Source organism: Janthinobacterium sp. GW822-FHT07H11 (assembly GCF_058798615.1).
In genome coordinates, this window is record NZ_CM179507.1 from 5,477,529 (window position 1) to 5,501,745 (window position 24,217).

Here is a 24,217-nt window from a genome sequence, read left to right on the forward strand (position 1 = left end):
CTCATGGCGGCGTTGCCCGGCCTTGAACATTTTTCAGGTGCTCCATATATGAAGACAGAATGGACGAACCGACGATGAACACCAATCCCCTGCTTGATTTTTCCGGCCTGCCACGCTTCGATGCGATCACGCACGAGCATGTCACGCCTGCCATCGATACCCTCCTGGAACAGGCACGCGCCACGGTGGCGCGGCTGGAAGCGCCCATGGAAGAAGTGAGCTGGGAAAACTTCGTCGCGCCCCAGGACCAGATCGCCGAAACCCTGGGCCGCGCCTGGAGCATCGTCAACCATTTAAATAGCGTGATCGATACGCCGGAACTGCGCGCCGCCTACAATGCGAACCTGCCCAAGGTGACGGAGTTCTTGACCGAGTTGGGCCAGAACGAAATCCTCTTTGGTAAATACAAGCAATTGCAGGCCCGCGCCGATTTCGCCGGCCTGTCGCCGGCGCGCCGGCGCATCGTCGAGAATGCCGTGCGCGACTTCCGCCTGGGCGGCGCCGAGTTGCCCGAGGACAAGAAAGAGCGTTTCGGCGCCATCCAGGAAGAACATGCGGCCGTCGGTACGCGTTTTTCCGAAAACGTGCTCGACGCCACGAATGACTACAAGTTGCTGGTCGAGAACGAAAGCGACCTGGCCGGCTTGCCCGACGACGTGAAGGCCGCCGCGCGCGCCGCCGCCGACAAGGCCGGCAAGCAAGGCTATGAATTCTCGCTGCACTTCCCGTCCTATTACCCGATCCTGCAATTTGCCGACAACCGCGCGCTGCGCGAAACCATCTACCGCGCCAACGCCACCAAGGCGTCGGACCAGGGCGAGGTCTTCAGCAAGAAAGAGGACTGGGACAACACGCACAACATCGTCACATTGTTGCGACTGCGCAACGAAGAGGCACAACTGCTCGGCTACGCCAATTTCGCCGAAGTGTCGCTAGTCTCCAAGATGGCCACCTCGCCGGCGCAAGTCGTCACTTTCCTGGAAGACCTGGCCAAGCGCGCGCGTCCGTTCGCCGAGAAGGACTTATCAGAACTGAAACAATTCGCCAAGGAAGAGCTGGGCCTGGACGAGCTGCAGGCATGGGACGTGCCGTACGCTTCCGAAAAACTGCAGGAACGCCGTTACGCGTTCTCGGCCCAGGAAGTCAAACAGTATTTCCCTGAACACAAGGTGATCGACGGCTTGTTCCGCCAGATCCAGAACCTGTTCGCCGTCAAGATCAAACTGGATACGGCGCCCGTCTGGCACCCGGACGTGCGTTTTTACCGCATCGAGCGCGACGGCCAGCTGGTGGGCCAGTTCTACCTGGACCTGTATGCGCGCGCGGGAAAAAGCGGCGGCGCCTGGATGGATGACGCGCGCGGCCGCCGTGCCGACGCACAGCACGTGCAAACGCCGATCGCCTACCTGACCTGCAATTTCACGGAACCGGCCGTGGTCGCTGGCCAGGCCCAGCCAGCGCTGTTCACCCACGATGAAGTGATCACCCTGTTCCACGAGTTCGGCCATGGCCTGCACCATATGCTGACCGTCGTCGACGAGCTGGGCGTGTCGGGCATCGCCGGCGTCGAATGGGATGCCGTGGAACTGCCGTCGCAATTCATGGAAAATTTCTGCTGGGAATGGGAAGTGCTCGAACACATGACGGCGCATGCCGTCACGGGCGAGCCGCTGCCGCGCGCCCTGTACGACAAGATGCTGGCGGCCAAGAATTTCCAGTCCGGCCTGCAAACCCTGCGCCAGGTGGAATTCTCCCTGCTCGACATGCATCTGCACTATGACTACGATGCCAGCACGGGCCAGAGCGTGCAGCAGCTGATCGACGGCGTGCGCGCCAAGTTCGCGCTGATCATCCCGCCCGCCTTCAACCGCTTCCAGAATTCCTTCGGGCATATCTTCTCCGGCGGCTACGCGGCTGGCTACTACAGCTACAAATGGGCCGAGGTGCTGTCCGCCGACGCCTATGCGGCCTTCGAGGAAGCGAAGGCGCTGGGACCGGCCGCCACCACGGCGGCGGGCAAGCGTTATCTGCAGGAAATCCTGTCCGTCGGCGGCTCGCGCCCCGCGCTCGAATCGTTCACGGCCTTCCGCGGCCGCGAACCCTCGATCGACGCCCTGCTGCGCCACAGCGGCATGGCCGCCTGAGGACGACATGACGCGCGTCGATTTTCATACGAATGTGCCCGACAAGCTGGCCTACGCCTGCCGCCTGGCGCGCAAGGCGTATATGGCCGGCAACAAGGTCGTCGTGCTGGCGCAAGATGGCGCCCAGCTCGACGCCCTGAACGGGGCCATGTGGACCATTTCCGCCACGGATTTCCTGCCCCACGTGCTGGCCGGCGACCCGCTGGCCCCGCAAACGCCCATCATCCTGACCGATGACGCGGCGGCCGCGCTGCCGCACCACGACATCCTCGTCAACCTGTCGCCGCTGCCGCCCGCCAATTACGCCGATTTCCAGCGCGTGTTCGAGATCGTCTCCATGGATGAACAGGATGCGCAGGCGGGGCGCCAGCGCTTCCTGCACTACCGCCAGCAGGACGTGCAGCCGACGCACTTTGTGGCGGGCAAGCCATGAATCCGCCCGCATTCGACCAGGGCATTCCCGTGCTGACGGAGGTGCTGCTGGGGCCGGATATGCCGGAGGCGGCGTCCCCCGCACCTGCTGCGCCGGCTGTCGAGGAAGCACCAGCATTGCCGCCCAGCATGCCGCAACCGGACTGGGACGCCATCGAACAGCGGCTAACGCAGCGCATCCTGCATCAAGTGCAAGGCAAGATCGACCATCTGCTGGAAGAGCGCATCGCCCACGTCCTGCAGACGGCCCTGCAAAACGCCCTGATCGGCATGCGCGGCGCCTTGCGCGCAGACTTGCAGCAGTCGCTGGAACAGATCGTCGCGCATGCGGTGAGCCACGAGCTCGGGCATCTGCATCCGCCGGCACAGTAATCAAGCCACTTTTACCCCTGACAGCGAATTGCCGGGGTCGGCCCCTGAGGGTCCGCCCCCAGTCCTTGCCTCCGGGTGATGAGCATGCTGCGCAATGTCGGGTTACGCACTGCGCGCTAACCCGACCTACCCCGACCTGCCCGACCTACCCTATTCCTTCTCCCAACGCCATTCTTTGGTGCACTCGCGCCCATAAAGTCGGTGCATCGCGCCTCACTTTGGTGATTGTTGCGACAAAATGCAAAAAGCCCGAAATGCGGCTTTGCGCGGCCTGTTTTTTGTTGTACCTTTCCTCACACGTACCGCCATTCGAAGCGGTTTCACGAGACGCCGCCGTATCTTTATCCATTGGAGAATGTTTATGCTGCTCAAGACCAAAATCCTTCCACTCGCCATCGCCCTCGCCTTTGCCGGCCATGCGGGCGCGCAGGAAATCATCAAGATAGGCCACGTCGCCCCGGTCTCTGGCGCCAGCTCCCACCTGGGCAAGGATAATGAAAACGCGGCCAAGATGGCGATCGAGGATTTGAACGCCAAAGGCTTCAAGATCGACGGCAAAGTCGTGAAATTCGTGCTGGTGCCCGAAGATGACGCGGCCGACCCCAAGCAGGGCACGGCCGTGGCGCAAAAGCTGGTCGATGCCAAGGTCAACGGCGTGGTCGGCCACCTGAACTCGGGCACGACGATACCCGCCTCGCGCATTTACTTCAATGCCGGCATCCCGCAGATTTCGCCTGCCGCCACCAACCCGACCTACACCCAGCAAAAATTCAACACGGCCTTCCGCGTCGTCGCCAATGACAACAAGCTGGGGGGAACGTTGGGCGCGTATGCCGTCGGCAAGCTGCAGGCGAAGAAAATTGCCGTCATCGACGACCGCACGGCCTACGGCCAGGGCGTGGCGGAACAGTTCGTCAAGGGCGCCAAGAAGGCGGCACCCGGCGTGCAAATCGTCGGCAAGGAATTTACCAATGCCAACGCCACCGACTTCAATGCCATCCTGACCAGCATCAAGTCGAAAAATCCCGACCTGATCTTCTTTGGCGGCATGGATTCCGTGGGCGGCCCCATGCTGCGCCAGATGAAGGCGCTGGGCATCAAGGCCAAGTTCATGGGCGGCGACGGCCTGTGCACGGAACCGCTGGGCAAGCTGGCGGGCGACGCCGTGGGCGAAGACATGGTCACCTGCGCGGAAGCGGGCGGCGTGACGGGCGCCCAGCAAAAAGGCATGGACGATTTCCGCGCCCGCTACAAGCAGAAATACAATATGGAAGTGCAGCTGTACGCGCCCTACGTCTACGATGCCGTGATGACCATGGCCACCGCCATGCAGGATGCCAAATCGTCGAAACCGTCCGTCTACCTGCCGTATCTGGCCAAGGTGCACTACCAGGGCGTGACGGGGCCGATCTCGTTCGACGCCAACGGCGACATCAAGGATGGCGCGCTGACCCTGTTCACGTATCGGGATGGCAAGAAAACCAAGATGGAAGTGGTCAAGTAGGCGCTTGGCTGGCCACGTAATCGCGTAAACCTTCGACCAGCGCGTCGAAGGTGGCGCGGCAGCGCAGGCTGCCGCGCAAGTCTTCATGCATGGTGACCCAGGTTTCCATCGGCAGCGAAAACGCCTGCGGCAGCACGCGGCGCAGGGCCGGATCGCGCGCCGCCAGCCCGGCTTGGCACACGCCGATGCCGGCGCCCGCGCGTATCCATGCCAGTTGCGCCAGGTCGCTGTCGCTGCGCCAGGCAAAGTTTTCCCGCGTAAATCCCTGGAAGGCCGCGCCCGCGTTGCGCACGAAGGGACTCGCCTCGTCGTAGCCGATGATGGCGTGTTGCGCCAGGTCAAGCAACCCCGCCGGCGTACCATGGCGCGCCAGGTAATCCGCATGCGCATGCAGGCCCAGCTCGATCTCACCCACCTTGCGCGCCACCAGTTGCTCCTGGCGCGGACGCAGCATGCGCACGGCGATGTCCGCCTCGCGGCGCAGCAAATCCTGCACCTTGTTGCTCAATACCAATTCAATGACCAGGCCCGGATGGCGTGCGCGCAAGCGGGCCAGGATGGGCGGCAGCACTTCCACGCCCACCACTTCGCTGGCCGCGATGCGCACGACGCCGGCCACGCCCTGCCCCTGGCTGCTGGCGGCGCGCTGCATCAAGGCGGCAGTGTGCTCCATGGTTTCCGCATGGGGCCGCAGCGCCAGCGCCACTTCCGTGGGCAGCAAGCCCTGCTGCGAGCGCGTAAACAGGGTCGCGCCCAGCGCCTGCTCCAGGGCGGCGATGTGCCGGCCGACGGTGGGTTGCGTGATGGCCAGCGCGCGGGCGGCGCCGGACAGCGAGCCGTGCTTCAGCACGGCCAGTAGCGAACGGTAATATTCCCAGGGAATGGATGGGTTCATGGTGTCAACTTGGTCATACATAAATGTATAGCTTGTATTCGGTGTTCGTCAATTCCCAATTAGCCTTGCGCGGCAGATACTGGTGCCATCAAGCACACGGAGGCCATGATGGAAAACACGAAAACGGTTTTGGTACTGGGCGCGACGGGCGGCATTGGCGGCGAGATGCTGCGCCAGCTATTGGCGGCGGGCTGGCAGGTGCGCGCCCTGACGCGGGGAGCCGCGCCATCGCCACGCGGCGACGGCATTGAATGGCTGCGCGGTGACGCGCTGTCGCGCGCGGACGTGCTGGCGGCCGCCAAAGGCTGCGCCGTCATCGTGCACGCCGTCAATCCGCCCGGCTACCGCCACTGGGGCCGGCTGGTGCTGCCCATGCTCGACAATACCATCGCCGCGGCGATCGCCGAAGGCGCCACCATCGTGCTGCCCGGCACCGTCTACAACTTCGGCCCCGATGCCTTCCCCTTGCTGGCGGAAGACGCGCCGCAACGTCCGCTCACGCGCAAGGGCGCCATCCGCGTGGAACTGGAAGCACGGCTGGAACGGGCCAGCACGCAGGGCGCCAAGGTCATCATCGTGCGCGCGGGCGACTTCTTCGGCCCCCGCGCCGGCAACAACTGGTTCTCGCAGGGGCTCGTCAAGCCGGGCCAACCCGTGCGCAGCGTGCTGTATCCGGGTGCGCCCGGCGTCGGCCACCAGTGGTCCTACCTGCCCGACGTGGCGCGCACGATGCTGCAGTTGCTGGCCGTACGCTCCACCTTGCCCGCGTTTGCGCGCTTTCACATGGCCGGCCACTGGGACCACGACGGCCGGCAAATGACGGCGGCGATTGTCCGCGTGGTGGCACAGGCGACAGGAGCTGCGCCCGCCATCCGGCGCTTTCCGTGGTGGCTGGTGGCGCTGGCGTCGCCGTTCGTGGCGACCCTGCGCGAAATGCGCGAGATGCGCTATCTGTGGCAAACGCCCTTGTCCATGGACAATGCACGGCTGCTGGCCGTGCTGGGCCAGGAGCCGCATACGCCGCTCGACGAGGCCGTGCGGGCGACCTTGGCGGGCATGGGGAAGGTGCAGGCGGCGGGCAAAAAAAACGCGCCGGGATTGCCGGCGCGCTGATTACGGGGTACAGGGCACAGATTATTTCTGTGCCAGCACCCATTTGACCAGGGTGTGGGCTTCCGCCTCGCTCACTTGCGGGTTGGCTGGCATCGGGATCGCGCCCCAGGTGCCGGAACCGCCCTTCATGACTTTCGCCACGAGCTTGGCTTCCGCGTCTTTTTGACCGGCATACTTGGCCGCCACGTCTTTATACGCGGGACCCACCAGTTTCGTGCTCACCGCATGGCAAGCCATGCAGTTTTTTGCTTTCGCCAGGTCCGGATTGGCCAACGCCGCTTGCGATGCCAGAGCCGATACGGCCAATACACTCACCAACATAAAACGTTTCATTGTCTTTTCTCCAAAGTTACTTCCTGCGGCATTTTACTGTGTTTCCGCAGATGCACCACGAGCCCAGATCAAGCGTTTCAATGTAGTAACGCAATGTAGTAGCGATTAGGCACTCATATTCTGCCCCATCTGCGCGCGCCTGACCATGTTGTTTGTAAGGCGATGTAACGACAAGCGGCCCCGCACGGTCAAACGGAGCCGGCCGTCGCACTTATGCAACAAATCAACGCTTTTTCAGCTGCGACAGATCGCGCACGGCGCCGCGGTCAGCCGACGTCGTCAGCGCCGCATACGCCTGCAGCGCCTGCGACACGTAGCGCTCGCGGTTGACGGGCAGCCAGGCCGCGTCGCCCTTCGCTTCCATGGCGGCGCGGCGCGCGGCCAGATCAAAGTCCGTGATGCGCAGGTTGATGCGGCGCTCGGGGATGTCGATGTCGATGAAGTCGCCCTCTTCCACCAGGCCGATGGCGCCGCCTTCGGCCGCTTCCGGCGAGGCGTGGCCGATCACCAGGCCCGAGGAGCCGCCCGAGAAGCGCCCGTCCGTGAACAGCGCGCACGCCTTGCCCAGGCCCTTCGATTTGATGTACGAAGTCGGATACAGCATTTCCTGCATGCCGGGACCGCCTTTCGGGCCTTCGTAGCGGATGATGACGACGTCGCCTTCGTGCACGGTGTCTTCCAGGATGGCAGCGACGGCCGCATCCTGACTTTCGAACACGCGCGCCTTGCCCGAGAATTTCAAGATGCTTTCATCCACGCCCGCCGTCTTGACGATGCAGCCCTTCTCGGCCAGGTTGCCGTACAAGACGGCCAGGCCGCCATCCTGCGAATACGCGTGAGCCTTGTCGCGGATGCAGCCCGTGCTGCGGTCCGTGTCGACGGCAGCGAAGCGCTCCGACTGCGAAAACGCCGTCTGCGTCGGCACGCCGCCCGGCGCGGCACGGAACAGCTGGTGCACGGCCGGATCGTCCGTGCACTTGATGTCGTTTTGCGCGATGGCGTCGGCCATCGTGGGCGCGTGGATGGTCGGCAGGGTCGTGTCGAGCAGGCCGGCGCGCGCCAGTTCGCCCAGGATGCCCACGATGCCGCCGGCGCGGTGCACGTCTTCGATATGGTATTTGTCCGTCATCGGCGCGACCTTGCACAGGCACGGCACCTTGCGCGAAATGCGGTCGATGTCGGCCATCGTGAATTCCACTTCCGCCTCGTGCGCGGCGGCCAGCAGGTGCAGCACGGTGTTGGTCGAGCCGCCCATGGAGACGTCGAGCGCCATGGCGTTTTCAAACGCGGCCTTGGTGGCAATCGAGCGTGGCAGCACGGTGTAATCGTCCTGCTCGTAGTGGCGCTTGGCCAGTTCGACGATCAGGCGGCCCGCGCGCAGGAACAGCTGCTGGCGGTCCGAGTGCGTGGCCAGAATCGTGCCGTTGCCGGGCAGGGCCAGGCCCAGCGCCTCGGTCAGGCAGTTCATCGAGTTGGCCGTAAACATGCCGGAGCAGGAACCGCAGGTGGGGCAGGCCGAACGTTCGATTTCCGCCACGTCGGCGTCGGACACCGTGCTGTCGCCGGCCTTGATCATGGCGTCGACCAGGTCCAGCTTGATGATCTTTTGCGTGCCGTTGACCACCTTGACGACCTTGCCCGCTTCCATCGGCCCGCCGGAAATAAACACGACGGGGATATTGATGCGCATGGCGGCCATCAGCATGCCCGGCGTGATCTTGTCGCAGTTCGAGATGCAGACCATGGCGTCGGCGCAGTGGGCGTTGACCATGTATTCGACGGAGTCGGCGATCAGGTCGCGCGAGGGCAGCGAATACAGCATGCCGCCGTGGCCCATGGCGATGCCGTCATCGACGGCGATGGTGTTGAATTCCTTGGCCACGCCGCCGGCCGCCTCGATCTCGCGCGCCACCATCTGTCCCAGGTCTTTCAGGTGCACGTGGCCGGGCACGAACTGGGTGAACGAGTTGACGACGGCGATGATCGGCTTGTCGAAATCGCCGTCCTTCATGCCGGTGGCGCGCCACAGGGCGCGGGCGCCAGCCATGTTGCGGCCGTGGGTGGTGGTGCGGGAGCGGTATTGCGGCATGATGGACCTTCCAAAAGTGTTGGTGCCTGACTGTGCGGGTTTGCAGTAAAACCCTGCATGCAGTGGGGGTACGTCAGATTGCCTTGCGCACGCCCTACTGTCAAATATATGATGCGCGTGTCTGTGAGTCGTTTTGCATATCACAGCAATCAATCTGCATGGAAACGCATATGAACCTTGAACTGCGCCAGCTGCGCTATTTCGTCACCGTGGCCGAGGAGCTGCACTTCGGCCGCGCCGCCGTGCGCCTGCACATGACGCAGCCGCCGCTGTCGCAGACCATCATGGCCCTGGAAGAACTGCTGGGCGCGCCCCTGTTCGTGCGCACGCGCCGCGAAGTGCAGCTGACGCCGGCCGGCAGCGCCCTGCTGCCCGAGGCGCGCCGGCTGCTGGCGCAGGCGCAGGAGCTGCCCGCGCTGGTACGCCGCGCCGCGCAGGGCGAGGCGGGACGTTTGAGCCTGGCGTTTGTCTCGTCGGCCGACTACAGCGTGCTGCCGCCCCTGCTGCGCGCGTATCAGACTGCCTATCCGCAGGTGCAGATCGCCCTGCAGGAAGCGACGTCCGACCTGCAGCTCGAGGAACTGCTGGCCGGGCGCACCGATGCGGGCCTGTTGATCCCGCCCCTGCCCGAGAAGGCGAAAGAGGCGCTCGACTACCTGCCCGTGCTGGCCGAGCCGCTGGTGCTGGCCGCGCCGTCCGGCCTCGGCCTGTTGAATACGCCGGGTCCGGTGCGCCTGCAGGACTTGCCGCCCCTGCCCCTGATCATTTTTCCGCGCGCCATTTCTCCCGCCCTGCACGACGCGATCCTCGGCGTGTTCCGCGCCGCCAGCATCACGCCGCAGATCGGCCAGCAAGCGATCCAGATGCAGACCATCGTCAGCCTCGTCTCGGCTGGCATGGGCATCGCGCTTGTGCCACAATCGGTATCGAACCTGATGCGCCCCGGCGTAGAATACAGGCCGCTGCAGGACGCCACGCCGCTGGTGGAAACGGGCCTGGCCTGGCGCCGCGACAATCCGTCAGCCGTGCTGCAAGGCTTCCTGGCGCTGCTGCGCACGCAAATATTAAATATTGGTAACTAAATTAAGTGGCCGCTAAGACATAAAACCGCCGCTGCGGCCATACTACGCAACCTTGGCTTTACACAAAGAAAGAAACCCGATGCTGATACACCCGATGCCCGACCCGATCGCCATACAAATCGGCCCGCTCGCCGTGCACTGGTACGGCCTGATGTACGTGCTGGCCTTTGCCCTGTTCATTGCCCTGGGCCGTGTGCGCATCCGGCAGCCGCACATCGCCGCGCTGGGCTGGCAAAAGGAAGACCTCGACGACATGCTGTTCTATGGCATGCTGGGCGTGGTGATCGGCGGACGCCTGGGCGAAGTGCTGTTCTACCGCCCCGAATACTTCCTGCACAATCCGCTGGAAATCTTCATGGTCTGGCATGGCGGCATGTCCTTCCACGGCGGCTTCCTCGGCGTCATCGTCGCCATGTACCTGTGGAGCCGCAAGGCGGGCCGCAACCTGTTCGACGTGCTCGACTTCATCGCGCCGCTGGTGCCGCTCGGCTACGCGGCCGGCCGCATGGGCAACTTCATCAATGCCGAACTGCCGGGCCGGATCGCCCCCGAAGGCTTGCCATGGGCCATGCAATGGCCGGGCATTCCGTATCCCGTGCACCCGTCGCCGCTGTACCAGATGCTGGTGGACGGCATTTTGGTCTTCATCATCCTGTGGCTGTTTGCGCGCAAGCCCCATCCGCGCATCGCCGTGGGCGCCATGTTCACGCTGCTGTATGGCTGCGCGCGCTTCTTCACGGAATACTTCCGCACGCCGGACTGGGAAGTCGTGTGGCTGGGCGTGCCGATCACGTCGGGCCAGATGCTGTCGCTGCCGATGATCGTGGGCGCCATCGCGCTGCTGGCGTGGTCGTACAAGAGCCGCATCATGGCCACGCCGCCCACCAAGGCGCGCGCAGCCTGAAGCACCGTCAAGCCTGTAGCTTGCTTGTAATCACCGTCCATTGCGCCGGCGTCACCGGCGTGATGGACAGCCGGCTGCCCTTCTTGAGCAGCAGCATGTCTTCCAGCTCCGGCATCTGGCGCATGGCGGACAGCGGCAGCAGCGCCGTCTTCTTCAGGCCGCGCACGTCGACGCTGATCCAGCGCGGCTGCTCTTGTGTAGCCTTCGGATCGAAGTACTTGCCGCCCTCTTCAAACTGGCTGTGATCGGGATAGGCGCCGCTGGCCACTTCGGCCACGCCCGCCACGCCCGGCTGCGCGCAGCTCGAATGATAAAACAGTACGCCATCGCCCTCCCGCATGCCGTCGCGCATGAAGTTGCGCGCCTGGTAGTTGCGCACGCCAAACCAGGGCAAGGTGTGCCCGGGCGCCGCCATCAGGTCGTCGATGCTTACTTCATCGGGTTCCGATTTCATCAGCCAGTATTGTTTCATGCAGACTCCGTATCAAAGCGACAGACGTAAAAAAACGGTTGCGCATGATGCGGCAACCGTTTTCAGTTGGTACTACAAGGTACTGCAAATTGGGCCCCGCCTGTGCCGCTATGCCGGCATCCCGAACCAAACGGTTCAAGGTGGTCACGTTAGTTCAATTTCGGGTTCGTCGAACGAGCGACGCTCACTCCCATCAAACAAAATTCGCAACCGATGCGCATAAATGGTTCAAGGAATATATGGCAATCGCGAACACCGCAGGGTAGACCCAAGTTTACTCCTTTGATCGCGCATCGCAAAGACAAATCGTACCGTGTCCGCTTAAAATCCAATTAATAACACTGAACAAAACCGTAGCGAGCGGCGATGAATTGTGGTCGAGAAGCGCAACTGTGCGAATGCACAGAGAGCATCGCAGGCCGCAAGGCGCGACGCGTAGTAGGTTTGGTTCGGTGTTTAAAAAAGGTTTTCCTGGGGCGTCAATGCGCTATCCAATACCGTGTGCATGGCCGAGATTTTCTGCTTCACTTCCAGGATCGTCAATTCCGACAGCGGACCTTGCGGCGACTTCACGGAAAGGAACTCGGCGGCCACGCCCAGGGCGGCCAGCACGGCGATGCGGTCGTTGCCCTTGACCTTGCCCGCGTCGCGGATGGCCTTCATCTTGCTATCGAGATAGATCGCCGCTTCGCGCAGCGCGCGCTCCTCGCCGTCGCGGCACACCATGCTGTAGGACTGGCCCATGATATTGACATCGACACGCGGCATTACGCTTCCTTCTCGTTCTCGGCAATATAGGCGCCCGCTTCCGAAGCGGCTTGCTCCAGGCCAGCCTGCACCAGTTCCGGGATTTTTTCCAGCAAGGCCTCCACGCGTTCCTGCGCCTCGCGCATGCGCTGCACATACAGGGCGTTCTCGGCGGACAGGGCGGCATTGTCCTTGCGCAATTGCGCGTTTTCACGGCGCAGCGCATGGGTCATTTCGGCCAGCAGGCCTATTTTGTCGGATAATTCATTGAATTCGGAAATCATCCCGCCACTATAGGGCGGACGCTCCATGGGCGTCAATCGAATCACGCCGCTGTCACACATATTTACATCAATGCACGGCAGTTGGCGGACAATACACGCTTTTTCCGGCGCTTTTCGCCATCTGCACGCATCCGCCGGCGCCGCGATGGCAGCGTTTTACTCGTCGACGTAATCAGGTTCGATATCGAGTCCGCCATAGCGGTTTTCGCAAGAGCGGCGCACCAGCGTCTGTTGCCCGCCCTTGCCGTCAAGCACCATCGTCAAGTCGCGGCAAGTACGGTGGTAGCTGCCAGGTTTGGCGTCCGTCCGCGAAGGCGTCAAAGTGACGCGCAAGGGCACGGCATTGCCCAGTGCCTTGTTGCTCCATTCACGGCTCTTGCCATCCTCTTCATCTTTCAAGGTACGCACGGCGGCCGTCAGCAAGGCTTGCTGTTCCTTCGCATTCAGCTTGGCGATGGTGACGTCGGACAGGAAAGGCGGATACACGACGGGCGCCGGGTCCTTGCCCTGCACATCCCAGTTGCCGCTGTTCTGCGAACAGGTGCGGCGGCTCAGGTCTTGCGACTTGTCGCCCGCCGTGACGACGAATTTCAGGTCGCGGCAGAGGTGCGCCTTCAGGCTGTGCTCCGTCATGCCGGAATTGCTGAAGTTATACGTGACCTTCACCAGCACGCCACGGTCGCCGCCGTTGTCCCACACATGCGCTTCCTGGTCGTCGTCATCCTTGTTGAGGTCGTTGAACAGTTCATTGAGCAGCATGTCCTTTTCCAGCGGCGTCAGGGTGGCCACGGTGATTTCGTCGACGATGGTCGGCGTTTGCGCGGTGGCATTGCCCAGGCAGGCGAGGCCGATGACACTAGCGCCCAGCAGGCGCAGCACGGGACGGGAAACAGGAAATGGCATGGTGTTCTTTCGGCGCAAGTGGTGATAATGATATGCAATTGCAATCATCTTATCAAATTCCATAGTAAAACTCTGTTTCCTGCGCGTACAGGAACGCCCCCCATTCGTACGGCATGCTAGAGTCGCTGCTGTTGCTGACGCCCGGGAACAAGGCTTGCGCCAGCGCAAACCCTGTGCAAATGCAGGCTGCGCATAACAAGTATCAATATGTTCCCCTTGAATAAGCCCTTGAAGTTGACCCATACCGTCCCTATAATTAGCACTCGTTAGTAGAGAGTGCTAACAAACTCTTTCGTAGCTATCCTCAGGACTGATGGTGCTTGCCAGACCACTGCAGGGAACGCTACGCGGCGGGCGACGCCGCGATGCACCACTGCCGCAGACAGGCAAGGACAGGATGACCTGGGGTTTGCTTGACCGTTGCGGGCTGCTTTCAACGGCGGTCACTGAAAGCACGTCTGGCGCTGTGCCCGACATGTATTCATTTAGCAACACCTATCCATTGAACTTTAAGGAGTTTTGTATGAATCTGCGCCCATTGAACGATCGCGTCATCGTCAAACGCCTCGACCAGGAAACCAAGACTGCGTCCGGCCTCATCATTCCTGATGCAGCTGCTGAAAAACCGGATCAAGGCGAAGTCCTTGCCGTAGGCAATGGCAAGATTCTCGACGACGGCAAGGTCCGTCCTCTGGATGTCAAAGTAGGCGACCGCGTCCTGTTCGGCAAGTACGCCGGCCAAACCGTCAAAGTTGACGGCGATGAGCTGCTGGTCATGCGCGAAGAAGACATCATGGCGATCGTCGTCAAGTAATTGTTTCCACGTTGTAGACAGATACATCCCGAAACTCAGGAGAATTGAACATGGCAGCTAAAGAAGTAGTATTCGGCGACGCAGCGCGCGCCAAGATGGTCGAAGGCGTCAACATCCTCGCCAACGCAGTCAAAGTAACGCTGGGCCCGAAAGGCCGCAACGTCGTGCTGGAGCGCTCGTTCGGCGCCCCTACCGTCACCAAGGATGGTGTGTCGGTAGCGAAAGAAGTTGAACTCAAAGACAAGCTCATGAACATGGGCGCGCAAATGGTCAAGGAAGTTGCTTCCCGCACCAGCGACAACGCCGGCGACGGCACCACCACCGCGACCGTGCTGGCACAAGCCATCGTGCGCGAAGGCATGAAGTTCGTTGCCGCCGGCATGAACCCGATGGACCTGAAGCGCGGTATCGACAAAGCGGTTGCCGCGACCGTCGAAGAACTGGCGAAAATCGCCCGTCCTTGCACCACGACCAAGGAAATCGCCCAGGTTGGCGCGATCTCGGCGAACTCGGACTACTCGATCGGCGAGCGTATCGCTGAAGCGATGGAAAAAGTCGGCAAAGAAGGCGTGATCACGGTAGAAGACGGCAAGTCGCTGAACGACGAGCTGGACATCGTTGAAGGCATGCAGTTCGACCGCGGCTACCTGTCGCCATACTTCATCAACAACCCGGAGAAGCAAGTTGCCGTCCTGGACAGCCCATTCGTCCTGCTGTGCGACAAGAAAATCTCGAACATCCGTGACCTGCTGCCGGTACTGGAACAAGTCGCCAAGGCTGGCCGTCCACTGCTGATCATCGCGGAAGACATCGAAGGCGAAGCGCTGGCCACCCTGGTTGTGAACAACATCCGCGGCATCCTGAAAACCTGCGCAGTGAAAGCACCAGGCTTCGGCGACCGCCGCAAAGCCATGCTGGAAGACATCGCTGTCCTGACCGGCGGCCAAGTGATCGCTGAAGAAGTCGGCCTGACCCTGGAAAAAGTGACCCTGGCCGAACTGGGCCAAGCGAAACGCATCGAAGTGGGCAAGGAAAACACCATCGTCATCGATGGCGCCGGCGAAGCTGCCTCGATCGAAGCACGCGTGAAACAAGTGCGTGTACAGATCGAAGAAGCGACCTCGGACTACGACCGTGAAAAACTGCAAGAGCGCGTCGCCAAACTGGCTGGCGGAGTTGCCGTGATCAAGGTTGGCGCAGCCACCGAAGTCGAAATGAAAGAAAAGAAAGCCCGCGTTGAAGATGCACTGCACGCTACCCGCGCTGCCGTGGAAGAAGGCATCGTGCCAGGCGGCGGCGTAGCCCTGCTGCGCGCACGCGCCAACATCACGGTCAAGGGCGACAATCCTGATCAAGATGCCGGTATCAAGATCGTCCTGCGCGCAATGGAAGAGCCACTGCGCATGATCGTGCAAAACGCTGGCGAAGAAGCGTCGGTCGTCGTGGCAGCCGTCCTGGCTGGCACGGGCAACTACGGCTACAACGCTGCCAACGGCACGTATGGCGACATGGTGGAAATGGGCGTTCTGGACCCAGCCAAAGTGACCCGTTCGGCGCTGCAAAACGCCGCTTCGATCGCTTCGCTGATGCTGACGACCGACTGCATGGTCTGCGAAATCGCTGACGACAAGGCAGCCGGCGGCATGGGCGGCGGCATGGGTGGTATGGGCGGCATGGGCGGCATGGACGGCATGATGTAATGTCCCGCGGCCTGTCGCGCAGGCGACGGCGCGACAGGCCGCACACGCCGGGACGGGACAGGCAGACCAAAAGCTGCTTGCGCCTGCCCGGCAGCCCCGAGAGCCATCTTCTACGGAAGGTGGCTTTTTTTCGCCTATCGATTTAGCAAGCCCGTTAGCAAGCCCGTTGGCAAGCCCGGCGATTGCCCGCCTGCACGTTTTGCTTTAGCATGGCCGCCATCGTCCCTCTTTCTCACGCCACCATCATGCCGCCACGCGCCTCTTCTTCCAAAACCACCATCATCGCCGGCATCCTGGCCGGCTTGCTGGCCGCCGGCCTCGGCGCTTTCTACCTGCACCAGCAGTCCGCGCCGCACGGCGATCATGCCCCGGCCGCGAGCAGCCCGGCAGCGGCACAGGAACAGAATGCGCGCGCCGTCGATGCGCTGATGGCTTTGCCGGAAATCAAGGCCTGGTCGGCGCATATCGAAAAGGCTAGCGGCGGCCGCGCCCATGGCGCCGTGATGGAAACGTCGCCCGATGCGCGCCTTATCGATGGCAAGCCCTACTATGACCTGAACTTTGTGGAAAACACGCCGGACGCGGCGCACCGCTGGGAGAGTTTCGTCGTTTCCCAGGATGGCAAGCGCATCCTCGTCGACGACGTCGTCAGCGGTGAGCTGATCAGCCTGGAACAATGGCGCAAGGACAATGCGCCCATGCAGCGCATCGCCACCCAGTAATTCCCTATGCGGGCGCCCCCTGCGGCGCCGCGCCGCGCACGCGCGCCACCCACCACACCGTCCACAGCGACAACGCCGCCGCCAGCCAGCCATTGATGCCATAGCCGCTGATGTGGCCGGCCGCGTCCGTCTGCAGGGTCAGGCCGCCCAGCCAGGCGCCCAGGCCGCTGCCCAGGCTTTGCAGGGCCGAATTGGCGCTGAGAAAGGCGCCCCGCTTGTGCGGCTCGGGGATGGTCGTCAGCAGCGCCTGCAGCGGTATCGTGCGTCCCGAGACGAGGGCCATAAAGAAGGGAAACGCCAGCATCAGCCCCAGCAGCGGCAACTGGGGCAAGTGCGTCATGAACAGCAGCGGCGCGATCGACAGCAAGGACACCCAGCGGTACACCTGCTGCTTGCCGGCCCGGTCCGCCCAGCGCCCGATCAGGCGCGCCGTGAAGATGGTGGCGCAGCCGCCCGCCAGGTAGACCCAGGTGACGTCGGCCGGCGCCAGCCCCATATTGCCTACCAGCACGGGCGAAATGAAGGGGATGACCAGCATGCCCGCCGTCATGTTGACAATGGACAAGGCAAACGCTTGCAGGTGGCGCCGTTCGCGGAACAGCGCCAGCAGATTCGGCAGCACCTGGCGCAGCGGCGTGGCAGCCGCGCCCATGTGCGCCGTCAACGACGGCAGCACGCGCGCCGCGCCCAGCCAGACCAGCAGCGACAGCGCGACCAGCAGGAAAAACGGCGAAGCCCAGCCGAAGTGGGCGGCCAGCACCACGCCGATCGGCACGCCGCCCACGGCCGCCATGGCAAACGAGGTCATGACGACGCCCGTGGCCGCGCCACGCCGCTCGGAAGGAATCACGTCGCCGATGATGGCCATCACGATGGCGCCCAGCACGCCGCCAGTCAGCCCGGCAAAGGCACGCGACCACAGCAGCACATGGAAGTTGGTTGCCAGCGCGCACGCCAGGTTCGACAGGGTGAACAGGCAAAACATCGTCAGCAGCAGTGTCTTGCGGTCCAAGCGGTCGATATACGTGGCCGCCAGCAAGCCGGACAGGCCCGCGCACCAGGCGTAGGCCGAGACGGCGCCGGAGACGGCGGCCGGGCCGATGTGGAAAGCCTGCATCAGCTGGGGTGCCAGCGGCATCATCACCATGAAATCCATGATGACGGTAAATTGCGTCAGCGCAAGCAGCCACAGCATCGCGCGCTCGCGCGCCGGCGTCAGCAGGGGTACGGGCGCGGGCGTCATGCCAGCGCCTCGATATCGGCGCGGGCCTGGCGCAGGATGGCGCGGATGGCGTCCAGGCGGCTAGCCTGCGCATCGCCCGCGCGCCCGCGCGCCAGCACGGCCGCCTTCAGTTCGTGCATCAGGTGGCGCAAGTCGTCCTCCCCTTGCGCGGGCGTCCCTACCTTGGCGGCGATGGCGTCGACATACGCGCGGTTGGCCGCCAGGAAGGCCAGCCCTTCGGGCGTGATGCTGTGCAGTTTCTTGTTGCCATCGAGACTGACGGCCACGTAGCCGTGGCCCACGAGGCCGTGCATGAGCGGATAGATGGCGCCGGGACTCGGGGCATACGCGCCGCCGGCGCGCTGGGCGATGGCCTTGATGATGTCGTAGCCGTGGCGCGGCTTGTCGGCGATCAATTGCAGCACCAGGTAGCGCAAGGTGCCCGCATCAAACATTTTCGGCCCGCGCGCGGCCGGGACCGGGTTGGCTATGCTGGCAGCGGCACCCGGCGCATGGCCGTGGCTATGGGCTGCCGCGCGCAGCGGGTGCGTGCCGCAAAGAACAAGGGACATGGCATTCCTTAAGATATATCGCAATAAGATATATCTTAAGATTGAAGCTACTGCAATGCAAGGTTTACTTTCTGGCATCGAGGCCCGATACTCGCCCACATGCCCGCCACCACCGTCCGCCCCCTCGCGCCTGACGACGCGCCCGCCTACCGCGCCTTGCGCCTGGCCGGCATCGCCGAATTGCCGGCCGCCTTCTGCACCACGCATGCGCTGGAAAGCAGCTTGCCGCTGGCACGGATCGCCGAACGCTTGCGCGTGACGCAAAACCAAATAATATTCGGCGCTTTCGAGAATGAAGCATTGATCGCCATCGCCGGCCTGCGCCGCGAACCGATCGCCGTCGTGCATGACAAAGCCAGCCTGTGGGGCGTGTACGTGGCGCCGCAGGCGCGCGGCCGGGGCGTGGCGCGGCAACTGCTGCGGGCCGCCATCGCGTACGCCTGCGCCATTCCCGAACTGGCCCGCCTGCGCCTGGCCGTGGCGCACGATAACCATGCGGCGCAGTCGCTATACCTGGGCTGCGGCTTTGCCCTGGCCGACGGGGTGCAGGGCGCTATGCTGCAAATGCAATTGCTATTGCCGCGGCCAGCCAGGGCGGGCACGGAAAGTAATGTCTTTATGAAAATCAATACCTTACAAATCCCTGCGAAATAGGGAACAGGCCGTTTTTTCTGTTGCAAGCAAACGCGGCAGGCCTTAGCATCGCGGCTTACAAAAAAAACTTGGGGGAGAGCCAATGTCATCGGCCGAGACACACACCGCCACGGGCAAAATGCCGCGGCAAATACCGTACATCATCGCCAACGAAGGCTGCGAACGCTTCAGCTTTTACGGCATGCGCAACATCCTGACGCCATTCCTCATCAGCACCCTGCTGCTGATGATCCCGATCGACCAGCGCACGGGCGAAGCCAAGCACGTGTTCCACACCTTCGTCATCGGCGTGTATTTCTTCCCGCTGCTGGGCGGCTGGCTGGCCGACCGCTTCTTCGGCAAGTACAACACCATCTTCTGGCTCAGCCTCGTGTATTGCGCGGGCCACGCCTGCCTGGCCCTGTTTGAAAACAGCGTCAACGGCTTTTATTTCGGCCTGTTCCTGATCGCCTTCGGCTCCGGCGGCATCAAGCCCCTGGTGGCCTCGTTCGTCGGCGACCAGTTCGACCAGACCAACAAGCACAAGGCCAAGCTGGTCTTCGACCTGTTCTACTGGATCATCAACTTCGGCTCCTTCTTCGCCTCGCTGCTGATGCCGCTGTTCCTGAAGAAGTATGGTCCGTCGATCGCCTTCGGCATCCCGGGCCTGATGATGCTGGCAGCCACCGTCGTCTTCTGGATGGGCGCCAAGAAATACGTGCACGTGCCGCCGGCACCGCCGAATCCCGATTCCTTCACCCGCGTGGCCCGCACGGCCCTGCTGGCCCGCGTCGACGGCGGCTCGCGCCCTGGCCTGTACGTGGCCTACGTCGGCGTGATCGGCGCCCTGTATGCGTTCTACAGCATTCCCGAATGGGGCTTCGTGATTTCCGCATGTACCGCGCTGGTCTTGCTGCTGGCCTTCGGCAGCATCGGCACGGCCATGCAGCTCGAACGCGCGCGCGGCATCCACCCCGACGAAGCCGTCGAAGGCGTGCGCGCCGTGCTGCGCATCCTCGTCATCTTCGCCCTCGTCACGCCGTTCTTCTCGCTGTTCGACCAGAAGGCCTCGACCTGGATCGTGCAAGCGAACACCATGGAAAAACCAAGCTGGTTCCTGCCGGCGCAGATGCAGGCGCTGAACCCGATGCTGGTGATGCTCTTGATCCCGTTCAACAACCTGGTGCTGTACCCGATGCTCAACCGCTTCGGCCTGGAAGCGACGGCGCTGCGCCGCATGACGGCCGGCATCGGCTTTTCCTCGCTGGCGTGGATCGTCATCGGCTTGCTGCAGCTGGCCCTCGACAGCGGCAACGCCGTCTCCATCATGTGGCAGATCCTGCCATACGCGCTGCTGACGTTCGGCGAGGTGCTGGTCTCGGCCACGGGACTGGAGTTTGCCTACAGCCAGGCGCCCGTGTCGATGAAGGGCGCCATCATGAGCTTCTGGAATCTGTCGACCACGGTGGGCAACCTGTGGGTGCTGATCGTCAACCGCAGCGTCATGAACGAAGGCGTGATCGGCAAGATCGCCGAAAGCGGCATCAGCGTGACGGCCTTCCAGATGTTCTTCTTCGCCGCCTTTGCCGCCGTTGCCATGCTGGCCTTCGGCCTGTATGCGAAGCGCTACAAGATGGTCGACAACTACCGCCACGCGGCTGTCCCGGGCAAGGCGTAATCATACAAGTAGGTCGGATTAGCCCAAAGGGCGTAATCCGACAACGCTGCTGACAATGTCGTCGGATTACGCGTGGCGATGCCACGCTAATCCGACCTACGCGCCCTTTTTTACGTCGTCACGCTCGGCGCGTCGCGCCCCGTGCGCGCGCGTATCTGCGCCACCTGCTCGGCCACGGCGATCAGCCCCGCCAGCGCCTGCTGCGTGGGGATCGCGTGCTGTGACGGATCGGCCTCGTAGCGCTCCAGGTACAGGCGCAGGGTGGCGCCTTCGGTGCCCGTGCCCGACAGGCGCAGCACGATGCGCGCGCCATCCGTCATGATGATGCGGATGCCCTGCTGCGTCGCCACGGAGCCGTCGACCGGGTCCGTGTAGCTGAAATCGTCGGCCAGCGCCACCGTGTAGCCATCGAATACCTGGCCCGGCAAGGCGGCCAGCTGGCCGCGCACGGCCTCGATCAGCTGCCGCGCGCCGGCGCTGTCGATGTCTTCGTAGTCGTGGCGCGAGTAGTAATTGCGGCCGTACGTGGCCCAATGCGCGCGCACGATCTCTTCCACCGACTGCTTTTTCTCCGCCAGCAGGTTGAGCCAGAACAAGACGGCCCACAGGCCATCCTTTTCGCGCACGTGGTTCGATCCCGTGCCGTAGCTTTCCTCGCCGCACAGGGTGGCCAAGCCGGCGTCGAGCAGGGTGCCGAAGAATTTCCAGCCCGTCGGCGTCTCGTGGCAGGGGATGCCCAGCGCGCCAGCGACCCGGTCGGCCGCGCCCGAGGTGGGCATGGAGCGGGCGATGCCCTTCAAGCCGGCGCGGTAGCCGGGCGCCACGCTGGCATTCGCGGCCAGGATGGCCAGGCTGTCCGACGGCGTGACGTCGAAGCGCCGGCCGACGATCATGTTGCGGTCGCCGTCGCCGTCCGAGGCGGCGCCGAAGTCGGGGCCATCGTCGGATGCCATGATGGCGATCAATTCCTGTGCGTTGACGGGATTCGGGTCCGGATGGCCGCCGCCGAAGTCTTCCAGCGGCACGCCGTTGATGACGCTGCCCTTCGGTGCGCCCAGCATGCCTTCCAGGATGGCCGTCGCGTACGGGCCGGAGACGGCGTGCATGCCGTCAAAGCAGATGCGCAGGCCGCCCGCGAACAGGGCGCGAATGGCGTCGAAGTCGAACAGCTGCTGCATCAGTTCCGCGTAATCGAGAACCGGATCGATCACTTCGACCGTCATCTGCTCGATGCGCACGGTGCCCAGGGCGTCGAGGTCGATGTCGGCCGCATCGCTGATGCGGTACTCGGTGATGGTTTGCGTGCGCGCAAACATGGCTTCCGTGACCTTCTCGGGCGCCGGGCCGCCATTGGCGATGTTGTACTTGATGCCAAAGTCGCCATCGGGGCCGCCCGGATTATGGCTGGCCGACAGGATGATGCCGCCGCTGGCGCCATGCTTGCGGATCACGCAGCTGACGGCCGGCGTCGACAAAATGCCGCCCTGGCCCAGCAGCACGCGCGCGTAGCCGTGCGCAGCCGCCATGCGCAGCACCGTCTGGATGGCCGCGCGGTTGTAATAGCGCCCGTCGCCGCCCAGCACCAGGGTCTGTCCGCGGCAGTCGCCCAGCGTGTCGAACACGCTCTGTACGAAGTTTTCCAGGTATTGCGGAGCACTGAAGGCCGCTACCTTCTTGCGCAAGCCCGAGGTGCCAGGCCGCTGGCCCGCAACCGGTGCCGTATTGATGATTTGAATAGCCATGTTGCCTCCCTATTAACTTCCCATGTTAACGCATGCGGGCCGCCAGGCAAAGCGTTGTACGCCTGCCACGGTACGGCAAGCCGCTTAGCGCGACATCCCGGCATGCCATATAATGAGAATCATTCTCATATGCGGCATGCTTGGCTGCTGACTCAACCATCGGACGCCGTGATTGCACGCTATTACCAAGAACTGCTGAATTTCTGCTGGCGCAGCCTGCGCAACCGCGAAGCGGCCTTGGACCTGGTGCAGGAAAGCTATGCGCGCGTGCTGGGCGTGCAGGACAAGGGCAAGGAGGCGGGCGAACAAGCCGTGCGCGAACCGCGCGCGCTGCTGTACCACACGGCGCGCAACCTGATGGTCGACAGTCACCGCCGCGCCGCCCTGCGCCAGCACGAGGAACTGGACGCCCTGCCGGAAGCGGCGCATCCGCCAGGGCCGCTGTATTTGCAGCCAGAACAGGCGCTCGAAAGCAGCCGGGACTGGCAAGCCTGCGTGGCCGCCATCGACGCGCTGCCGCCCCGCTGCCGCGACGCCTTCGTGCTGCACGTGTTCGAAGAATTGCCGCACGCGCAGATCGCCGCGCGCATGGGCATATCCGTGAGCATGGTGGAAAAACATATCGCGCGCGGCATGCTCAGTTGCCAGGCGCAGTTGCAATCTTTGCGGGAAGCCACATAATGGCGCCCATGACCGCCCTCCCGCCACGCCACGCTTTCGGCCCTTCCGCCCAGGACGAGGCGGACTTGCGCGAACATGCCGCTTTTGCCGCCACGCAAGACCCGCTGGCGCTGGCGGCGGCCACCTGGTTCAGCCGGCGCGGCCAGATCGATGCGCAAGGCCAGGCCGAGTTTGCCGTCTGGCTGGCGGCCGATGCGCGTCACGCCCACGCGTATGCGCAGCTAGAAGATACGCACCGCGCGGCGCGGCGGATTCCCGCGCAGCTCGCCGCGCGCTGGACGGTGCCCCCGGCGCCCCCTGCGCCAGTGTCCGCTCCCCGCCGCCACTGGCTGCGCGCGCTGCCGTATGCGGCCGCCGCCATGCTGCTGCTCGGCGTGGGCGCGGGCGGCTACCGGTGGTGGCAGCAGCAAGCCGTGTTCAGCCAGTCGTACGCCACGGCGCGGGGCCAGCGCCTGGCCGTGTCCCTGCCCGACGGCAGCAAGCTGCAGCTCGACACGGCCACGCAGCTGCACGTCACCGTGTACCGCCAGCGGCGCGAAGTGCGCCTGGCGCAGGGCGAGGCGCTGTTCCAGGTGCAAGCGAAGCAGGGCCAGCCATTCAACGTGCTCAGCGGCCCGGTGACAGTCACGGTGGTGGGCACGCAGTTTTCCGTGCGCAACACGCTCGAACACGACGGCCAGCTGCGCGTGGCCGTGCAGCATGGCCATGTGCGCGTGGCGGGCGCGCGGCAAGAGCAGGTCGACCTGACGGCCGGCCAGGGCGTCAGCAGCGATGCCAGCGGCCGCCTGTCCGCCGTCGCCAGCCTGGCCCCCGGCAGCGTGGCGCCGTGGCGCGACGGCAGGATCACCTTCGACAACGTGCCGCTGGGCGCGGCGCTGGCCGAATTCGAGCGCTATGGCGACACGGGTTTCATCGTGCGCGATCCCGCCGTGGCGCGCCTGCGCATCGGCGGCAGCTTCAGCCTGGCCCAGCTGGACCGCTTCGCCGCCGCCCTGCCGCAGCTCTTGCCCGTACACGTCGTACGCGATGGTGCCGCCAGCGAGATCCGCATGGCGGCAAGAATGCCGGCGCAGGCGCCGGCCATGCATCTGCAACAAAATAAATAAAAATAAGTCGCATTCGCAGGTGAGGATTTGATCTGCTGCCGCGTCTACCAGGTGAATCGACAAGCAATTAACC

Annotated in this window: 24 protein-coding genes and 1 other RNA gene; 14 read left to right on the plus strand and 11 right to left on the minus strand. The window is 63.6% G+C overall.

Features of this window, described 5'->3' with window-relative positions; genetic code table 11:
- Positions 1–59 precede the first annotated feature (59 nt).
- From AC3RCJ_RS24175 to AC3RCJ_RS24190, 4 genes are all read left to right on the plus strand, one after another.
- Entirely contained in the window at positions 60–2,144 is a 2,085-nt protein-coding gene (locus tag AC3RCJ_RS24175) for a M3 family metallopeptidase (protein WP_492963558.1), read from the plus strand.
- A gap of 7 nt (positions 2,145–2,151) precedes the next feature.
- On the plus strand, positions 2,152–2,577 hold the full coding sequence (locus tag AC3RCJ_RS24180; RefSeq protein ID WP_492963556.1) for a DNA polymerase III subunit chi: 426 nt from the start codon (positions 2,152–2,154) through the stop codon (positions 2,575–2,577).
- A complete protein-coding gene (locus tag AC3RCJ_RS24185; protein WP_492963554.1) occupies positions 2,574–2,948 on the plus strand; it encodes a DUF2486 family protein in 375 nt (124 codons plus the stop codon). The genes AC3RCJ_RS24180 and AC3RCJ_RS24185 overlap by 4 nt, the downstream gene beginning before the upstream one ends.
- Positions 2,949–3,309: 361 nt before the next feature.
- Positions 3,310–4,452 (plus strand): branched-chain amino acid ABC transporter substrate-binding protein, encoded by a 1,143-nt coding sequence (locus AC3RCJ_RS24190; protein ID WP_492963552.1) that lies wholly within the window; start codon positions 3,310–3,312, stop codon positions 4,450–4,452.
- Here the strand turns inward: AC3RCJ_RS24190 and AC3RCJ_RS24195 are convergent.
- On the minus strand, positions 4,445–5,347 hold the full coding sequence (locus AC3RCJ_RS24195; protein WP_492963550.1) for a LysR family transcriptional regulator: 903 nt from the start codon (positions 5,345–5,347) through the stop codon (positions 4,445–4,447). The genes AC3RCJ_RS24190 and AC3RCJ_RS24195 overlap by 8 nt on opposite strands.
- A gap of 108 nt (positions 5,348–5,455) precedes the next feature.
- Between AC3RCJ_RS24195 and AC3RCJ_RS24200 the strand changes: the two genes are divergently transcribed.
- Complete coding sequence (locus tag AC3RCJ_RS24200; RefSeq protein WP_492963548.1) at positions 5,456–6,460, plus strand: NAD(P)H-binding protein; 1,005 nt, start codon at positions 5,456–5,458, stop codon at positions 6,458–6,460.
- A gap of 21 nt (positions 6,461–6,481) precedes the next feature.
- Here the strand turns inward: AC3RCJ_RS24200 and AC3RCJ_RS24205 are convergent, their stop codons facing one another.
- Together AC3RCJ_RS24205 and ilvD are read right to left on the minus strand one after the other, a co-directional pair.
- Complete coding sequence (locus AC3RCJ_RS24205) at positions 6,482–6,793, minus strand: c-type cytochrome (RefSeq protein ID WP_219114622.1); 312 nt, start codon at positions 6,791–6,793, stop codon at positions 6,482–6,484.
- A 223-nt stretch (positions 6,794–7,016) separates the two neighbouring features.
- Positions 7,017–8,882 (minus strand): dihydroxy-acid dehydratase, encoded by a 1,866-nt coding sequence (gene ilvD, locus AC3RCJ_RS24210; RefSeq protein WP_492963545.1) that lies wholly within the window; start codon positions 8,880–8,882, stop codon positions 7,017–7,019.
- A gap of 170 nt (positions 8,883–9,052) precedes the next feature.
- On the opposite strand from ilvD, the gene AC3RCJ_RS24215 reads away from it, so the two are divergent.
- Both AC3RCJ_RS24215 and lgt read left to right on the plus strand, forming a co-directional pair.
- Positions 9,053–9,964: a LysR family transcriptional regulator gene (locus AC3RCJ_RS24215; protein ID WP_492963543.1), complete on the plus strand. Its 912-nt coding sequence runs from the start codon at positions 9,053–9,055 to the stop codon at positions 9,962–9,964.
- Positions 9,965–10,043: 79 nt separating this feature from the next.
- Positions 10,044–10,868: a prolipoprotein diacylglyceryl transferase gene (gene lgt, locus AC3RCJ_RS24220; protein ID WP_492963541.1), complete on the plus strand. Its 825-nt coding sequence runs from the start codon at positions 10,044–10,046 to the stop codon at positions 10,866–10,868.
- A 7-nt stretch (positions 10,869–10,875) separates the two neighbouring features.
- Here lgt and AC3RCJ_RS24225 read toward each other — a convergent pair whose 3' ends face one another.
- The 5 genes from AC3RCJ_RS24225 to AC3RCJ_RS24245 all read right to left on the minus strand — a co-directional run bounded on the left by AC3RCJ_RS24225 (position 10,876) and on the right by AC3RCJ_RS24245 (position 13,274).
- The gene (locus AC3RCJ_RS24225; protein ID WP_492963539.1) at positions 10,876–11,340 is read right to left on the minus strand and encodes an EVE domain-containing protein; all 465 of its coding nucleotides are present in this window, start codon (positions 11,338–11,340) and stop codon (positions 10,876–10,878) included.
- Positions 11,341–11,429: 89 nt separating this feature from the next.
- A non-coding RNA gene (ssrS, locus tag AC3RCJ_RS24230) (6S RNA) lies at positions 11,430–11,607 on the minus strand.
- Between the two features lie 189 nt (positions 11,608–11,796).
- Positions 11,797–12,108, minus strand: a complete 312-nt coding sequence (locus AC3RCJ_RS24235) for a cell division protein ZapA (protein WP_034747344.1) — start codon at positions 12,106–12,108, stop codon at positions 11,797–11,799.
- Positions 12,108–12,398, minus strand: a complete 291-nt coding sequence (locus tag AC3RCJ_RS24240; protein ID WP_332870889.1) for a DUF904 domain-containing protein — start codon at positions 12,396–12,398, stop codon at positions 12,108–12,110. The genes AC3RCJ_RS24235 and AC3RCJ_RS24240 overlap by 1 nt, the downstream gene beginning before the upstream one ends.
- 129 nt (positions 12,399–12,527) lie before the next feature.
- Positions 12,528–13,274 carry a hypothetical protein gene (locus AC3RCJ_RS24245; RefSeq protein ID WP_492963536.1) on the minus strand — a complete coding sequence of 249 codons (747 nt, stop codon included), beginning with the start codon at positions 13,272–13,274 and terminating at the stop codon, positions 12,528–12,530.
- Positions 13,275–13,797: 523 nt separating this feature from the next.
- On the opposite strand from AC3RCJ_RS24245, the gene groES reads away from it, so the two are divergent.
- The 3 genes from groES to AC3RCJ_RS24260 all read left to right on the plus strand — a co-directional run bounded on the left by groES (position 13,798) and on the right by AC3RCJ_RS24260 (position 16,510).
- A complete protein-coding gene (gene groES / locus AC3RCJ_RS24250) occupies positions 13,798–14,088 on the plus strand; it encodes a co-chaperone GroES (protein ID WP_010400979.1) in 291 nt (96 codons plus the stop codon).
- 50 nt (positions 14,089–14,138) lie between these two features.
- A complete protein-coding gene (gene groL / locus AC3RCJ_RS24255; protein ID WP_128142111.1) occupies positions 14,139–15,788 on the plus strand; it encodes a chaperonin GroEL in 1,650 nt (549 codons plus the stop codon).
- A gap of 209 nt (positions 15,789–15,997) precedes the next feature.
- Positions 15,998–16,510, plus strand: a complete 513-nt coding sequence (locus tag AC3RCJ_RS24260) for a hypothetical protein (protein ID WP_492963533.1) — start codon at positions 15,998–16,000, stop codon at positions 16,508–16,510.
- Positions 16,511–16,514: 4 nt separating this feature from the next.
- Here the strand turns inward: AC3RCJ_RS24260 and AC3RCJ_RS24265 are convergent, their stop codons facing one another.
- Both AC3RCJ_RS24265 and AC3RCJ_RS24270 read right to left on the minus strand, forming a co-directional pair.
- Positions 16,515–17,753, minus strand: coding sequence for an MFS transporter (locus AC3RCJ_RS24265; protein WP_492963531.1), 1,239 nt, complete (start codon positions 17,751–17,753; stop codon positions 16,515–16,517).
- Positions 17,750–18,304, minus strand: a complete 555-nt coding sequence (locus tag AC3RCJ_RS24270) for a PadR family transcriptional regulator (RefSeq protein ID WP_492963529.1) — start codon at positions 18,302–18,304, stop codon at positions 17,750–17,752. Before AC3RCJ_RS24270 ends, AC3RCJ_RS24265 begins: the two co-directional genes overlap by 4 nt.
- A gap of 99 nt (positions 18,305–18,403) precedes the next feature.
- Here AC3RCJ_RS24270 and AC3RCJ_RS24275 point away from each other — a divergent pair, with 99 nt between their 5' ends.
- Entirely contained in the window at positions 18,404–18,958 is a 555-nt protein-coding gene (locus AC3RCJ_RS24275) for a GNAT family N-acetyltransferase (RefSeq protein ID WP_492963527.1), read from the plus strand.
- Positions 18,959–19,076: 118 nt separating this feature from the next.
- A complete protein-coding gene (locus AC3RCJ_RS24280) occupies positions 19,077–20,615 on the plus strand; it encodes a POT-type proton-dependent oligopeptide transporter (RefSeq protein ID WP_492963525.1) in 1,539 nt (512 codons plus the stop codon).
- Positions 20,616–20,725: 110 nt separating this feature from the next.
- Here the strand turns inward: AC3RCJ_RS24280 and AC3RCJ_RS24285 are convergent, their stop codons facing one another.
- A complete protein-coding gene (locus tag AC3RCJ_RS24285; RefSeq protein ID WP_492963523.1) occupies positions 20,726–22,357 on the minus strand; it encodes an alpha-D-glucose phosphate-specific phosphoglucomutase in 1,632 nt (543 codons plus the stop codon).
- Positions 22,358–22,486: 129 nt separating this feature from the next.
- Here AC3RCJ_RS24285 and AC3RCJ_RS24290 point away from each other — a divergent pair, with 129 nt between their 5' ends.
- Both AC3RCJ_RS24290 and AC3RCJ_RS24295 read left to right on the plus strand, forming a co-directional pair.
- Positions 22,487–23,038, plus strand: coding sequence for a sigma-70 family RNA polymerase sigma factor (locus AC3RCJ_RS24290; protein WP_492963521.1), 552 nt, complete (start codon positions 22,487–22,489; stop codon positions 23,036–23,038).
- Between the two features lie 8 nt (positions 23,039–23,046).
- Positions 23,047–24,144, plus strand: a complete 1,098-nt coding sequence (locus tag AC3RCJ_RS24295) for a FecR family protein (RefSeq protein ID WP_492963519.1) — start codon at positions 23,047–23,049, stop codon at positions 24,142–24,144.
- Positions 24,145–24,217: the final 73 nt, after the last annotated feature.